The sequence below is a fragment of the Nitrospira sp. MA-1 genome (assembly GCA_032139905.1).
Lineage (GTDB): Bacteria > Nitrospirota > Nitrospiria > Nitrospirales > UBA8639 > Nitrospira_E.
On record JAQJDB010000007.1, the window covers coordinates 950,157 to 965,256 of the forward strand.

Sequence of the window (15,100 nt, forward strand, 5' to 3'; positions counted from 1 at the left end):
CTTGGAGTGCATTAGGAATTGTGGGCTTCGCATAGGCGAAGCCCACGACTTCCCTCAAAGGAATCGTTTCAGCTATTTCTTCTTATCTTTTTTCTTCTGTTGATCGGCTTTTTGTTTTTGAGCTTTGTCTTTATCCTTTTTTCCGCCTTTGTCTCCCATGGTGTACCTCCTTTCTCTTTTAGATTGTCCGTCTTTCCGTGAAGTGTGGGCTGAACTGTTCCGATTCTCTGAGTGCCGATTTTTGTTATCCTCAGGATCAGCGATTTAGCTTACCATGATCCAGGGATAATAGAACCGGTTAGATGCCCATTCAATCCATCGACTGGCTTGCCGGTTTTTAGGCCATCCTTTCTTCCGTCATGCCCCTTATCTTTTTTCATGGGGGCGTATCCGGGTTTTGAGCGCAGCGGAAACCAAGACCTACATCCGTGTGGGTTGGTGAAGCAGAAGAGCGCAATGCCACCCTCAAATATTCGTCCGTCGCGTTCCATGCTCCACCTCGTAGAACTTTTGGGGAACCCGCGACGGTCTTATCCGCATCACGGTCTGGATTCCGCAATTCATTCCAGCTATCTGCCGTCCACTCACTCACATTTCCGGCAAAGTCGTACCCTCCATAGGGACTTCTATCCTTTTCGAATGTCCCGACCGGAGAAAGTTTTGACACGTCAAAGTCACCAAATTTGGCGAAATTCGTGTATTGGCTCGTCGGAGGTTCATTGCCCCATGGATACATGCGTCCGTCTGTGCCTCGTGCGCTTTTCTCCCATTCATCTTCGGTCGGTAATCTCTTCTTGGCCCAATGGCAGTAGGCTTTGGCCTCCGGCCATGTCACACCGACGACAGGACGATTGGCATCCTGAGGCATCTTGATGTGATCCCAGTATTCCGGCGCGGTCCGACCGGTGACTTGGAGAAATTTCCCATACCGTTCAATGGTGACCTCATACTTGTCGATGAAGAATTCTTCGACATAGATGGTATATCGACTCCCTTCGGTCATGTCCCCCGTTCCTGAGCGTGATTCTATATTCGTTTCAAACTGTCCTGCAGGGATCCGTACCATCGGTGCACCGTCTTTGCCTGAAATCTCCAGGGAAAACGAGTCGTCTCCCGATGGCTCCACATGCCATCCTTTCAACGCGATGGACAAGATCGGTGTGGGTACCGCATACCCCAGGCGTCCCTGAGCGTCTGTCACGACACCGATCACTTTGCCATCAAGCAGAAGGGGGCCGCCCGAATGACCTTCCTCCACTAACGCCTGAAACATCAGGTGTGGTCCTTTTCTCCCGCTGATATTTCCGGTTGAGACGGTCCAGGGAGCGAGATTCGGTGGAAATCCGATGAAGGTAATGGTTTCTCCCCCGGATGCCTGGGTGGTCTGATCAAGCGGAAGAGCCACGAGTCCACCAGGAAGGGGTTCGGAAACACGCAATGTGGCCAACCCATTCTCATTTGTGCCATCGATGCCTAACACCTGTGAGGCAAACGATTGATGAGGAAGAGGAAAGAACCACACCTGTGGCGTGCTATCTCCAAAAATCACATGTGCGGCAGTCACGATGTAGGCGGCGTCCTTGTCGAGCCTCACGATAAATCCCGTCCCGACACTTGGTTGCCCATTTACCAGTGCAGTAATTTTGACGACGCCCCTTTTGAACTCTTCAATCTCCGTGGCGTAAACAAGACCGGGAAAGAGCAGGAAGATAAAGAGGGCCATGATGCGGGGGATAAAAGGTACCCGTATCCATGAATGGCCCCGCACCCTATTGGAGGATGTCAGTGTTCGGTGCTTCTCGTCTGTTCTGATTGTTTGGACAACCTTTGGGTTCACCGAATATTTTCTCTCCAATCGGGAGTGTTTCGGCTACCTGCCCTCTTTTTTTCTTTGGCCGCAACTCAGCTTACCATGATCCAGAAATAATAGAATCATTTTGGTGCCCGTCTGTATTGTGAACCGTTTAGACTCGGTCACGCTCTATCGACTGGCTTGGGGAGATTGAGCCCATGTCCTGGTTGAATGAAGACCCAACATAGTCCACCGAGAAATGCAACGCCGGCGGTGATGCCGAGGGTTTACGGGTCAGCCGACAGAAAAGATCTACAATGAAATTGATGTTGGAGGATAGGGATGGGTTGAATCGCAAGGGTTAGACGGAATGTTTGACAGGTCGTGCGGGAAGGCCTTCGAGCATTCCGATAGCGCTAATGTCTTCATCAACATCAGGCCAGTGCACTCCATGGCCATTTCCAATAATTTGGAAGTTCTTGCGTTGTGCAGGAGTGGCATTGGTTAACCGCCACGACCATACCAAGGGCACACTGATCATTCGTCCGTCAGTTAACTGCGCGGTGATGGTCTCATCCGAGATCTCTATCGTGGATATTCTGGGTTCATTCGTGACCACAATGTTCCTCCCAGGCTTCGATTATTTTGTCTCTCTGGTCGAGCAGGATTTTTCGGATTCGATTTAACTCATGTGGCGCAAATCCATCATTACCTGCCAAGGAAATTGGTTCTAGCCAAAATTTGCAGATATGGCGCTCTCGTTGGACGTGAACATGTTTGGGTTCATTGCAGTCAAAACTATAAAAGAAAAATCGGTAAGGTCCTTCAATCCCTCGAACAGTTGGCACGATACTTTCCAGTTTTCCTTATGGAACTGTTGTTGACTGACAGTATACGAAAAAACGCAATGAGACTCCAGGTGGCGAGAGAGTTGCTAAGTTGTTATAGCATGGCACCTGACGTCTGGCTGGTATTAAGATCTTATTCCCATTCCCGGACGAATGCGGATCCAGCACAGTCCACCGAGTAGGGCAATTAAGGCGGCGATGCCGAGAGAGACCGACCAGCCGAACGTGTCCGCCAGCCATGGCGTCAATGTTGGCGAGAGAGTCCCACCCAGGTTGGCACCGGTGTTCATGAGGCCTGAGAGGGTGCCGGCGTAGGGTTTGGATAAGTCCGTGGTCGAGGACCAGAACGGGCCGACGGTGAAGTAGAGCCACCCCGCGCCGAGCGAGAGGAAGCCGATTGCGACATAGGGCGCTTCGATGTTGGCGCCGATGATGATGGAGAGCGCGGCCAGAATCATTCCTGCTCCTCCCACCCACGCGCGCCCATGATTGACCCCGTATTGTTCGGTGAGACGATCCGTGACCCATCCCCCTAATGGGCAGAAGATGGCCATCGCGATGAACGGCGCCGAGGCAAAGAAGGCGCCTTGGAGGATGGCAAACCCTCTCACGTTGACGAGGTAGAGATAGAACCAGGACATATAGACATAGGCGACATAGCCGAGACAGGTGTAGCTGAGCGTGAGCCACCAGACGGTGGGTGTGGTGAGGATGGCTTTCCAGGGAACGGTGGTCGTCTTTGATTTGTGAATGGGTGCTGGTTCGCTTTTCCTTCCTGTCCGTGTTGGGGTAGTGGTGTTGGGGTTGTCCTTCTTCCCACCGGTCCCGTTGCCTTTCGCCTGTGAAGCTGGAGGCCGTCCTTCACGTGTTTCGAATTCGGTGAACACATCATGGACCGTTCCCCAGGCCTTGCCGGATCGACCTTCCAAGGGAGCAGGAGGGTCGGGTAGCGATTCCGGTCCTTCGATCAGTTCCGCCTCGGCGTTGTTGACATGTGCATGTTGCCGGGGATGATCGGTTGCATACCAGTACCACAAGAGTGCGATGCCAATGCCCAATCCGCCTGCGACATAGAAGGCCGTTTGCCACCCATAATTGACCATGATCCAGGCAGTGATAGGTGGCGTGAGGGCTGAGCCCAGGCCGATCCCTCCAATGGTGATGCCAATGCCTAAGCCCCGTTCATTCGGAGGATGCCAGTTTGCGACGGCTCGATTGAAATTGGGCAGCGCAGCGGCTTCGCCGATACCGATGAGGAATCGCACGACCATGAGTGAGCCCATAATCCCGATCAGGTTGGCCAGCGGGAGCGTGGGAGCGACGGCTGTCAGGGCTGTGAAGATCGACCACCAGATGAGGGCGAAGGTCAATACGCGACGTGGTCCCCAGCGATCGCCCAACCAGCCACCGGGAATTTGAAAGAGGGCGTAGCCAAAGACAAAGGCCGAAAAGATCTGACCCATTTGAAGGTCGGTGAGACCGAGTGCCGGCATCATTTGGCGGGCGGTGACGGAAATATTCACCCGGTCGATGTAAGTGATAATGCTGATGAGGAGGAGCAGAAGAAGAATTCGCCAGCGGATGCGAGACGGTGGGGGGGGCGATGATAGCTGGTGCATGGGGAAGGTTCAGGGCACTTGCCGGGGGAGCCAACGGGAAGGCTACCTCCCACCGCCTTTCCTAACAACGGAAGGGGATTTGGAGTGGCTTCCTGAAGCGGTTTCTTGTGCAATGAAGGTTTTGGCAAGGCGATATTCATCTTCCTGTGTGGCCACCAGGCTATCCAGTTTGGCCTTGAAGATGCGATCGAGCACCCGGCGATACGCTGGACCTTTGGGAAGGCCCATGTCTTCCAGGTCATGGCCGGTTAAGGTGATGGCGATATGTTGGAACGTGGTGAGATAATCCCGGATCCGTTCCATGGCCGCATGAATTGTCGGCTTACTTTGCGCCTTGGCCATGAGAAACAACACGAGTTCCTTCGGCCATGGCGTGAGGAGATCGTAGATTTCTGAAGGAGCCAGGTGCTTTCTGTTGAGGGTCCTTATCAACGTGGACTGGGCCTGTAAGAACTCTCCGACGGTTGCGGTGGTTCGTTGTGGGAATCCCAATCGTTTCCAGGTTTTGATCAATTCGGTTTTGCCCAATGATTCGAACCAGGCCAGGGCATAGAGCAGCCATCGCTCGGTTCCTGATCTGGCGCTTTCCACCTCATGCCAGGCCAGGATTTTTTCTCCGGATGCAAAGAGCGTCGGAGCCGGTTCTTTCCATTGCAGCTTGGGATGAATGAAGGGGAAGAGTTTAAATTGACTCAATCGCTGGATGCCTTTGGCCGGCTCGGGTTCCTCTAGAATATGGATCAGTTCATTCCCTAATCGTGTGCCGGAGAGCCGGTGAAACAGTTCCATGGTTTCGGCCTGTTGAATGAAATGCTGCGTTTCCTTACTGATCTGGAAACCGAACCGCTGTTCGAAGCGAATGGCCCGAAAGACCCGGGTGGGATCTTCCACGAAGCTGAGGCTGTGTAGGACCCGAACGATTCTATCCTTGAGGTCCCGCCGGCCCCCGAAAAAGTCCAGGAGTTCACCGGGCGTCCGGTTTAAGCGAATGGCCAGGGCATTGATGGTGAAATCCCGCCGGTAGAGGTCTTTTTTTATTGAACTGCGTTCCACGGTCGGTAGCGCGGTGGGATATTCATAATATTCCGTTCGAGCCGTGGCAATGTCCAGGTGATGCATCTGTGGAATATTGAGAGTCTTGGGGAGTGCGATCGAGACGGTGCCAAATCGCTCATGAATGGTCCATTCCGCTTTGAGTTCTTGCGCCAGGGCTTTCCCAAAACGAATGCCGTCACCTTCGATGACCACGTCCAGATCGAAATTGGGAATATTCATCAGAAAATCCCGGACGAATCCGCCAACGAGGAAGGCGGCGACATCCTGTGTGTCGGCGAGCTTTTCGATGGTCTGGAGGAGGGCCAGAAGGGGCGGAGGTAAACGGGTTGCCAATTGTTTGTGGAGATTGGAGGTCCGCAACGTATTCGAGGGGACCGTCGCGGCGAGTGAAACCGGTTTGTCAGAGCGCTCGCCGTCGCCTTCCTGCGAAGGGAGCGCCTGGTGCATGGCTCGAAGCAAATCGGTCCGGCTAAATATGCCAACGACCTGGTCGTGATCCAATACCGGGACGATCCGCTGATTCCGCTCGATCATTTGCTGTTCGACCTCGTCAAACGGCGTGGCGGGTGTAGCCAGAAAGATATCTCTCAACATGATGTGATCAATGGGATGGGTGGTCAGTTTATGATACAAGGCTTTTTGCACGGATTCCCTTGTGGCGAGCCCCATGAAGCCGCCCTTGTCATTCACAACCGGGAGGGCATTGACTTCGTATTGCGTCATGAGGCGTTCCGTCTGTTTGATCGTGGTGTTAAGGTCCACCGTCCTGACAGGAGTCGTCATGAGACGCTTGATGGGAAGCCAGGTTCTGGCTTGTTCCTGCAAAAGGGTGCGGATTTTCTGTTCCACCTCGACGATGGTGAGTTTCTTAATGCTGGCGGCGGCAGCCATGGTGTGTCCGCCACCACCAAAGGCCTGGGTGATCTGATTCATATCCATGTCGGGATGGCGGCTGCGCCCGATGATTTGTACCTTGCCTTCCATGGCGACAGCGGCGATGATGGCATCGGCACCATGTAATTGCGCCAGTTGTTGAACAATCGGCGCCATGTCCTGCACATAGTCCGGCCAGGTGAGGGTGATGAGCAGAATCCTCCGATGCCCGAGGTCCAGTGTTTGCGCCGATTGCAACAATGCATGAAATAATTCCAGTTGCGGGGGCGTCCAGGGACGCGCGATGTACTTGGTGACCTGGTTTAAATCGGCTCCTGTTTGCACGAGGACCGCCCCGAGTTGGAAATCACGGGGCGTGGTATTCCGGTAGACGAATTGACCGGTCTCCTCATACAGGGCTATGGCGAATAAGGTGGCTTCCTCAGGTGTCCATGTGAGTGCTCTGGTTTGAAGTTCCTCGCAGAGGAGTGTGATGGTGGCCCCCACTGAATCCACTTGGCAGTGGTCTGCCCGCGGGAGTAGGGGATTGGTGGACTCCATGGGGTGATGGTCATAAATATGAACTGAAATGTGTTGATTTTTAAGAGCTTTTTCAAGCGGTCCCAATCGGTCCTGATGCTGGGCATCAACTAATATCAGGCGGGTGATATCCGGAATGTTCAGACTCGAAAGTGCCGTGAAGGAAAAGTGATGCTCAGCGAGATAGGCCCGCTCCCGGGATTGGGCTCCCGCCGGGAGGACGAGTTGTGCCTCCGGGTAGAGCTTTTTGGCGGCCACCATTGAGGCGAGGCCATCGAAATCCGCCTCGAGATGCGTGGTAATAATTTCCATGGAAGTCGGATTCTAACAGGGATCCCGAATGACCGGAAGTTTCTTGAAAAGGCGAAGAATTTCCTCATTGCAAATATTCAGTTGCTTGAGAGGGTCCCTCCATGTTAGATGGGGGCAACTCAGGAGGCGATCCATCCCAGATGGATCATTGGTCGATCACATAAATCAGGAGGGTGACACATGGCTGCCAAGGCTAAGCCCAAGTCAAAGGCCAAGCCCAAACAGAAGCCTACGGGAAAGCAATCGGCTCAAGCAAAAGCTAAGCCGAAGACGAAAGCCAAACCGAAGACGATGGCCAAATCGAAGACGAAAGCCAAACCAAAGAAGCCTGTGAAGCCTCAACGATCACCGTCTATCAAAGCGAAGTCTAAGAATACGAAGGTCGGCTCCAAGGCTCGGGCCAAGGGAACTGCCAAGGCTGGAATGAAGGGTACTCCCAAAGCCGTGGCCCAAGCTCAACCACGATCCAAAGCGACGCCGAAAAAGGTGGTGAAAGGGAAAGAGAAAAAGTTGACTACATCTGACAATGTTTCAAAAACGACAACGGCGGCCAAAACAGGGGCGAATCGTACCAAGTCTGCTCCCACCAAGAAAACGGCGGTGAAGCCGGCGCTATCCGAGGCCAAAAAGAGCCCAGGAAGACCTAAAAAAGAATCAACTGAGGCAAAAGGTCTTAACGACAAAAAGAAAAAAATTACCTCACCTGTTCCTGCCGATGAGGACGTGAGTTTGATCAATGCTGATGATTCGGATTTGGAGGATGCATCTCTGCCGGATGACATTGATTCCGAATTGGATATTGAAGTGGAAACCGATGGTGATATCACCCTGGATTCATTGACTACCGGACTCGATGATGTTAGCGATGATCTGGACGTGGATGATCTTGCGGATGATTTTGATGATGAGTTCTCCGAGGACTCCACAGATGATGCCGATGAAGATTTAGATCTGACGGAGGACTTATCAGAAGAATTGGGCACCGATAAGTTTTTTCGGGACACCGAATCTAATCATGAGGATGATGAAGAGGAAATTCCTCGCTCCTGGTAGCTCTGCAGGCCTATAATGGGTCCAGGTTTGGTCAAGGTCTCTTTCTCAGCCATCTCGATCGTGTTGATCGTATTGCCGGTTTCATAATAAACCGGGATTTCTCCATTCGCCTGAAGCGGAGCCGGAGCGTTATTGTATTGCCAACTGAAGGAGGATTCATGTCGGAAGAACGAGGGTTGCCTCGCATAGGAGATCATGCACCGGACTTTTCCGCGGTGACGACGCAACAGACTGATTTTAATTTTAGCGTATGGCAGGAACAGCATTGGGTGGTACTGTTTTCTCATCCGGCGGATTTTACTCCGGTGTGTACGACGGAATTGATAGCCTTTAGCCAACTCAACGAACAATTTCGTCAGCGGGGGGTGAAGCTCATTGGACTTAGTGTGGATAGCATTCATGCCCATTTAGCCTGGCTGCGAAATATTCACGATAAAATGGGTGCCATTATTTCGTTTCCCATGATTGCCGATGCTGATATGCGCGTCGCCAGACTGTATGGAATGATTCATGCCAACGCGAGCTCGACCGCGACGGTGCGTGCGGTGTTTATTATTGACCCGAAACGAGTGATCCGGGCGTTGCTGTATTACCCACTCAATGCGGGACGTAATGTGGATGAAATTCTTCGGTTGGTCACCGCCCTGCAAGCGACTGACCGGTTTGCCTGTGCGACGCCAGCCAATTGGGTGGAAGGAGAAAAGGTGGTGGTGCCTCCGCCCAAGACGGTGCAAGAAGCCGATCAGATGTTAGCGAAAACCGAATACGAACATCGGGACTTTTATTTAGCGCTCAAGGACGTTTCTCCGGCTGCGACGGCAAAGCCGGTGGAAGTGACGGTGCCTAAATCTGCGGAAGTCGCGGCTCCCGAGCCAGTTAAGCCCGATCCGGCTAAACCCGATTCAATTAAGTCCGAGCCAGCTAAATCCGAGCCGGCTCAACCTGCTGAGCCCACCCCTTCTACTTAGGGGCTATTTGAGATGAGATTGAGGTCTACGATTGTGCCGGATTCAGCCAAATTCTCCGATCATGCTGTTCAAGAGGCCCACACGCCCAACCCGATCGAAAATTTGACTCAACCCGACGCTGCCTCGTGAGGATCATCTATCTTCAACCCGTTACTTGGGTATGTGCTCAAGGGATGTGGGCATAGATGAAATTGCGGGGCGTGAATTATTGTCTGCTGATTGCCTTGCTGCTCGTCCTGCCGGGGCTGTCTCCTATCAATGCCGAGGCTTGCCGTCTTCTTCCAATTCCTCCGGGAAGCGAAAATGTTTTCTGGGTGCATGTTGAGGGACCTTGTTTGCCTGGAGAAGAGGAAGCCTTGGCCGTAAAGGGGGCTGATCTTTTTGGTGCTCTCCTGCAGGGAAAACGCATTGATCTTGACCACGTGTTGGTGGTTGATCCGATAATGCTTGATCTCCTGCCGCAACAAACCCTTTCGGAATATCCCGCCATTCCCCCTGCAGTGAGGCAGCGCCTGCAAGAGCAGGGTGTCACTGCGGTTCGCGTCATTCCAGAGGCTGTTTCCATCAGGCATTCTCGTTTCGAAAAAGTGCTTGCCACCAATCTGGTCGAAGGTGCTCTCCTGGTCCTGGGACCGGTAGATTTCACGGGAACCGTCTTTCAGCAATCCATTGATCTTTCTAAGACTGTGTTTGTGGGTCCGGTAACATTTTTAAACGCGCGTGTGGATTTTGAAGGGTTTTTTATTGGATCGCAATTTACCCAAGGCGCGGATTTCTCTTACGTCACTTTTGGGACACATTCCCGTTTTCACCAGGCTCGATTTTGGGATCGTGTCACCTTTGCCGATGCTCATTTCACCGGAGTTGCGGAGTTTTTGGAAGTCGAGTTCCAGCAGACGGCAGATTTCTCCCGATCGGTTTTTGCCAGTGGGACAGGCTTTTCAGGGTCGGTATTTAGAGGACCTGCCGATTTTTCAGCCATCGCGGCTGCTCAGGAAATCTATTTTCGGTTCACCGAATTTCGAGAGTCGGTGACATTTGTTAATGCTCAAATTCACTCAGTGGTCGATTTTACGAACGCCAGGTTTGACGGAGCGCAGGATTTTGCAGGGGTAGAGTTCCGTACCCTGCCGGAATTAAGCGGGAGTAATCTCCCGCTTAATGTGGCGTCGGTTCAAAATGTCAGGAGCCTATCTAGTCAGGTGGGAATATTTTTGGGATTGGTCATTTTGGTGCTCTGTTACCTCTGGTTTACAAAAGAAAAGAAGTCCGCTTGAAATAAGGCTCAACCACTATATTTGGTTAGGATATTGCGGCTTTACACAAAAGATGGTATACCAATTCAATTATCTGCACTGTGGAACCCAGTCGAAAGGCTCCTGATTGGAATCCGTCCCCTCCCTGATAGTTTCTGACCTTGAAGATGACGATGCCTATCAGGTCAAACTTGAGGCCTTTACCGGCCCCATGGATTTGCTCCTCCACCTGATTCGGAAACACCAGATTAATATTTATGATATTCCGATTGCGCTGATTACTCAGCAATACTTGGAATATTTGTCTATGATGAAGACGTTAAACCTATCGCTTGCCGGGGATTTTCTGGTTATGGCCGCCACGCTTCTCTACATTAAATCCAGGATGCTTCTTCCCAAAGAGGAAAAACCGGAGAAGGAGGATGAGGAAGGTCTCGATCCTCGCGCCGAATTGGTCAGGCAATTGGTCGAATATGAGCGTTTTAAGGAAGCGGCCGGGACTCTGGTTGTCCGAGAACAACTTTGGCGAGAGTCCTTTAGTCGTGATCCGCTCCCCTTGTCTCCGGAAGCCGTGATCGAAGAGGATATGGCTACAGAAGATCTCCAGTTATTTGATCTTCTGAGTGCGTTCCAGGATGTACTGGATCGAGCTCCTACCGATACAATCGTCGAATTGTCCAGGGAAACCTGGACGGTTCAGGACCGTATTCAAGGCATTTTGGAGCGGTTGGAAGGGGAGTCAACAGTTCCTTTTGAAGAGTTATTTGAACACCATTGGTCCAAGCCATTGGTCATTGTCACATTTCTGGCTTTGTTAGAGCTGGTCAGGATGAACCTGGTTCGTTTGTTTCAAGGAGAATGGATGGGTCCCATCCAGGTGACGAGGCGTTTTGTGCCAGCCGAAGGACCTGATTCCACTGGAAGTCTTCAGGCGGAGCAGGGGTGATACGCATGAGCCGGATATTAAATTGGAGGATGCATGGGGGGACTTAGGAATAGCCTGGGTGAATGTTGCCTGTGGCAGCGTGGGATGAATCGGATCAGTCCGCAGGGGAGGACTATATAACATGATGGACGCACTCACCAATGGACACCAACCTTCAGATACTCTCGATGCCGAGGTGAAGGAAGTCTCCACCCTATGTGAGCCATCAGAGGGGGGTTGTGACGCAGAAGAGGTCACGATTTCCGAAAACGTAGACCAGAAGATCACGTTAGACCTTGATGAACTCAGAGGTGCGTTTGAGGCCCTGCTTTTTGTTTCGCATGATCCTCTGAGTCTTGAAAAGCTGGCTCTGGTCCTCGAAGGAGTCCCTAAATCGGCTGTTAAAACCGCGATGGAATATCTCCAAGCGGAGTATGAGGCGGCTGGGCGTGGCTTGCAGATATTGGAAGTGGCCGGTGGGTATGTCATGGTGACGCGACCTGAGCAGAGTCTGTATATCAAGCGATTAACCAGCAAGGCCAAACCGGCAGCCAAGGTTTCCCGGTCAGCACTGGAAGCCCTGGCCATTGTGAGTTATAAACAGCCCATTACCAGAGCAGATATTGAAAAAATTCGGGGTGTAGAAACCTCGGGAGTATTGCGGACTCTCCTGGATCAGAAGTTAATCCGGATCGTCGGACGGCAGGATATCCCCGGTCGACCGATTTTGTATGGAACGAGCAAGCAGTTTCTTCAACGGTTTGGCCTGCGGGACTTGCGAGATCTGCCTCCACTGAAAGAACTCAAAGAGTTGGGTAACCCTGAGCAATTCCCTATGGAGCTTCCCTTTGCACCTGAGGAAAATGAGGGAGAATCCCGGGTCACCGATCTTTCCGCCTAAATCGACAGGGAGGCCATGCGTTCTGCTGGTCTGCTTGTTTTCCTCCCTGTTTTCTCTCTGACAAGGGTTGTGTCCGATCCGCGTAGGAAGCAGAAAGAGTTCCTATGACCCTGTTACTACCTGAAAAGAAACCTTCCCTGGGCTCCGATTTAGCCAAAAGATTGGGGCCGGATAAAGTTCGGTGGGATTGGGCCACGCTGAAAGCCTATTCCGTCGATGCCAGTATCTACAAAATTCCCCCGCAAGTGGTTGTGATTCCTGAAACAGAAGAGGACATTGATGCCGTGATGGACTATGCCGTCAAGGCCGGAGTGCCTCTGACTCCACGGGCAGCCGGAACGAATCTGACCGGATCGGCCATCGGGGCCGGTATTATCGTGGATATCTCCAGAATGAATCGCTTACTTGAGGTGAATCGAGACGAGCAGTGGGCCAGAATACAACCAGGCCTGGTGCTATCCGAATTCAATAAGCAGTTGGCACCTGTGGGGTTGATGTATGGGCCGGATCCTTCAAGCGGGGATATGTGCAAATTAGGAGGCATGCTCGGCAACAATTCCGCTGGTCCACATACGCTTCGTTATGGATCGGTCAAGGACAATGTTCATACTCTCCGAGTTCGGCTGCTCACTGAGGGTTGGCTTGATGCTCGGTCTGTTGATATTGGAGGACCGGTTCATACCTCCTTGTTGAAAGGGTATCCATCCTTAAAGGCGGTGTGGACCATGATTCAAGATGACCAAGAGTTGATCCGCGCCAGACGCCCCAAGGTGAGTAAGAATAGTTCAGGCTATAACGTCTTTGATTTGGTCGATGGACTGGACCGAGGAGTATTTGATGTCCCAAAATTATTTATCGGCAGTGAGGGAACCCTTGGCATTGTCAGTGAAGCGAGAGTCAAGTTGGTTAAACGACCTGATGCCACCGTGACGGGGCTGATCCATTTTCGACACCTGGAGGGTATGGGCGAATCGGTTCCCCACTTATTGGAGTTGAGCCCCAATGCGTTGGAGGTGATGGATGGGAATTCGTTGAATTTAATCGGGCGAGATCGCTATAGCATTCCATCAGATGCGGCGGCCACGCTGCTCATAGAATTTGATGAAGGCGAAGGCACCGAGCGTCGTAATCGGCTGCTGGAGATGTGCCGACGGTTTCCACTCACCGGGGAAGTGAGGTTGGCCTCCGACCCGGTCCAGCAAGCGGAATTGTGGAAGGCCCGCAAGGCATTATTTCCAATGCTCTATCGATTTGATCCTCAAAAAAAACCCATCAATTTTGTCGATGATGTCGTGGTGCCCGCCTCCCGCACCGGAGAGTTGATCCGGTATTTGGAAGAGTATTTTGGACGACGATCAGTACCGGTCGCCATTTTTGGACATGTGGGAAATGGCAACGCTCATATTGTGCCGTTGCTCGATTTGCACAATCAACATGATGTTGATGCGATGGTCGAGGCCCACCGGGAGATTCACCGGACGATTTTAGACCGGTTTGACGGATCTATTTGTGGAGAGCATGGAGACGGGCGTATTCGGGCCGAGACCGTTCGTTTGATGTATGGCGAAGAGGTGTATCAGATTTTTGTTCGAGTGAAGCAGGCGTTCGATTCGCAGGGGATGATGAATCCTGGAGTGAAAATCAGTGAAACGTCGTTTACGGAACATATTGATGTGGAGCGTATGGGCAAATCCTGTGCAACGTGCGCCAAATGTAATTCCGTGTGTCCCGTGTATGATGTGTTTCAGTCTGAAGATATGAGTGCGCGCGGATGGTTCGAGATTGTGACGGCTTCGGATTACTCCTACCTTCAATCCGAACGGGTGGTCGAAGCCTGTTTGAATTGCAAGTCCTGCCGGACCATTTGTCCGGCCGGGGTCGATGTGTCCGAACTGATTCTTCAGCGACGTGCGGAACATCCCAACCGGCTGGCCGGTTGGATCTTTGCCCTCCATGCCCGTCAATGGTTTTTTCATCCCTTATTGAAGCTCATGGCATGGACCCAGTCTTTTTGGGATCGTCCGGTTATTCGAGGCATGTTGGAAAAGCTGACTCGCCCGTTGTTGCGAAAGTTGGCTCTCACCGCAAAGGTTCCCCAAGATATGATTCTGCCGACCCTTGCTAAACGGCATTTGCGTGATCGGTATCCGGAACTGAGTCATTCCGAACATCTCCGACAGGCCTCAGTTGCGTATTTTCATGGGTGTGCGGCCAACTATTTTGAGGATGGAGTGGGGGATGCGGTGATCGGGCTTTTAGCCGATTATGGTGTGACGGTCGCTCTTCCTCCACAACGATGCTCTGGTACCCCGATTGAAACCTACGGGTTGAGGGATTTGGTCAAAGAAGGCGCGCGAGAAAATCTGGCTCACCTGGCGTCATTCTCCACCGTGGTCACCAGCTGTGCTTCCTGTACGTTAAGCCTGAAAGATTATGCCACCCTGTTTCATGGGGAGCCGGAGGAAGCCGCAGCTATTGATTTACGTAAACGAGTGAAGCATATCTCTGAATTTCTTGTTGAACAGGGGATGGTGTCAGACAATACGCGCCGAACTCCGACGCCGCCTGATGGAAAGTCGGCGAAAGTGACCTACCATTCGTCCTGCCATCTTCGTGCCGCCGGTGTGTCCCAAGCCCCTCGAGATCTGCTAGCCTCGGTGGCCGACCTTGAATTTGTCGAAATGCAGGACGCCGATCGATGCGCGGGAGGAGCGGGTACGTATATGATCAAGAATTATGAAACCTCTCAGAAAATTTTCCAGCGTAAGAAGCGGGCTATTCAAGAGAGCGGGGCTCAGGTGGTGGCAACGAGTTGCCCTGCCTGTATGATTCAGTTGAAAAATGGACTTCGTGGGATAGCAGAGGTCAAACATATTGCGCAGGTCATGCGGGACCATTCAAAAAGGAAATAAAGGTGATGGGACATTGGGTCTCAGGTGTGTGCTTCGGCAGGATAA

At 52.1% G+C, this 15,100-nt stretch carries 10 protein-coding genes and 1 pseudogene; 6 read left to right on the forward strand and 5 right to left on the reverse strand.

Annotation, left to right across the window (positions count from 1 at the left end):
• Positions 1 to 376: 376 nt before the first annotated feature.
• The 5 genes from PJI16_17135 to PJI16_17155 all read right to left on the reverse strand — a co-directional run bounded on the left by PJI16_17135 (position 377) and on the right by PJI16_17155 (position 7,040).
• Entirely contained in the window at positions 377 to 1,837 is a 1,461-nt protein-coding gene (locus PJI16_17135) for an SUMF1/EgtB/PvdO family nonheme iron enzyme (GenBank protein ID MDT3779291.1), read from the reverse strand.
• A 316-nt stretch (positions 1,838 to 2,153) separates the two neighbouring features.
• Positions 2,154 to 2,411, reverse strand: coding sequence for a DUF2442 domain-containing protein (locus tag PJI16_17140; protein ID MDT3779292.1), 258 nt, complete (start codon positions 2,409 to 2,411; stop codon positions 2,154 to 2,156).
• Entirely contained in the window at positions 2,398 to 2,640 is a 243-nt protein-coding gene (locus PJI16_17145; protein ID MDT3779293.1) for a DUF4160 domain-containing protein, read from the reverse strand. The genes PJI16_17140 and PJI16_17145 overlap by 14 nt, the downstream gene beginning before the upstream one ends.
• A 125-nt stretch (positions 2,641 to 2,765) precedes the next feature.
• Positions 2,766 to 4,259 (reverse strand): MFS transporter, encoded by a 1,494-nt coding sequence (locus PJI16_17150; GenBank protein ID MDT3779294.1) that lies wholly within the window; start codon positions 4,257 to 4,259, stop codon positions 2,766 to 2,768.
• Positions 4,260 to 4,301: 42 nt separating this feature from the next.
• Entirely contained in the window at positions 4,302 to 7,040 is a 2,739-nt protein-coding gene (locus PJI16_17155; GenBank protein MDT3779295.1) for a CBS domain-containing protein, read from the reverse strand.
• A gap of 180 nt (positions 7,041 to 7,220) precedes the next feature.
• Between PJI16_17155 and PJI16_17160 the strand changes: the two genes are divergently transcribed.
• From PJI16_17160 to PJI16_17185, 6 genes and pseudogenes are all read left to right on the forward strand, one after another.
• Positions 7,221 to 8,093, forward strand: coding sequence for a hypothetical protein (locus PJI16_17160; protein ID MDT3779296.1), 873 nt, complete (start codon positions 7,221 to 7,223; stop codon positions 8,091 to 8,093).
• A gap of 158 nt (positions 8,094 to 8,251) precedes the next feature.
• Positions 8,252 to 8,896 (forward strand): annotated as a pseudogene (locus tag PJI16_17165) (peroxiredoxin).
• A gap of 350 nt (positions 8,897 to 9,246) precedes the next feature.
• Positions 9,247 to 10,338 (forward strand): pentapeptide repeat-containing protein, encoded by a 1,092-nt coding sequence (locus tag PJI16_17170; protein MDT3779297.1) that lies wholly within the window; start codon positions 9,247 to 9,249, stop codon positions 10,336 to 10,338.
• A gap of 106 nt (positions 10,339 to 10,444) precedes the next feature.
• Complete coding sequence (locus PJI16_17175; protein ID MDT3779298.1) at positions 10,445 to 11,263, forward strand: segregation/condensation protein A; 819 nt, start codon at positions 10,445 to 10,447, stop codon at positions 11,261 to 11,263.
• Between the two features lie 121 nt (positions 11,264 to 11,384).
• The gene (gene scpB, locus PJI16_17180; protein MDT3779299.1) at positions 11,385 to 12,143 is read left to right on the forward strand and encodes an SMC-Scp complex subunit ScpB; all 759 of its coding nucleotides are present in this window, start codon (positions 11,385 to 11,387) and stop codon (positions 12,141 to 12,143) included.
• Between the two features lie 104 nt (positions 12,144 to 12,247).
• Positions 12,248 to 15,055, forward strand: a complete 2,808-nt coding sequence (locus PJI16_17185; protein MDT3779300.1) for an FAD-linked oxidase C-terminal domain-containing protein — start codon at positions 12,248 to 12,250, stop codon at positions 15,053 to 15,055.
• Positions 15,056 to 15,100: the final 45 nt, after the last annotated feature.

What these genes read in the sequence shown, in the direction of transcription:
- PJI16_17150 (MDT3779294.1), bottom strand. Translation starts at nt 4,259, where the DNA reads ATGCACCAGCTATCATCGCCCCCCCCACCGTCTCGCATCCGCTGGCGA.
- PJI16_17155 (MDT3779295.1), bottom strand. Translation starts at nt 7,040, where the DNA reads ATGGAAATTATTACCACGCATCTCGAGGCGGATTTCGATGGCCTCGCC.
- PJI16_17160 (MDT3779296.1), top strand. Translation starts at nt 7,221, where the DNA reads ATGGCTGCCAAGGCTAAGCCCAAGTCAAAGGCCAAGCCCAAACAGAAG.
- PJI16_17170 (MDT3779297.1), top strand. Translation starts at nt 9,247, where the DNA reads ATGAAATTGCGGGGCGTGAATTATTGTCTGCTGATTGCCTTGCTGCTC.
- scpB (MDT3779299.1), top strand. Translation starts at nt 11,385, where the DNA reads ATGATGGACGCACTCACCAATGGACACCAACCTTCAGATACTCTCGAT.
- PJI16_17185 (MDT3779300.1), top strand. Translation starts at nt 12,248, where the DNA reads ATGACCCTGTTACTACCTGAAAAGAAACCTTCCCTGGGCTCCGATTTA.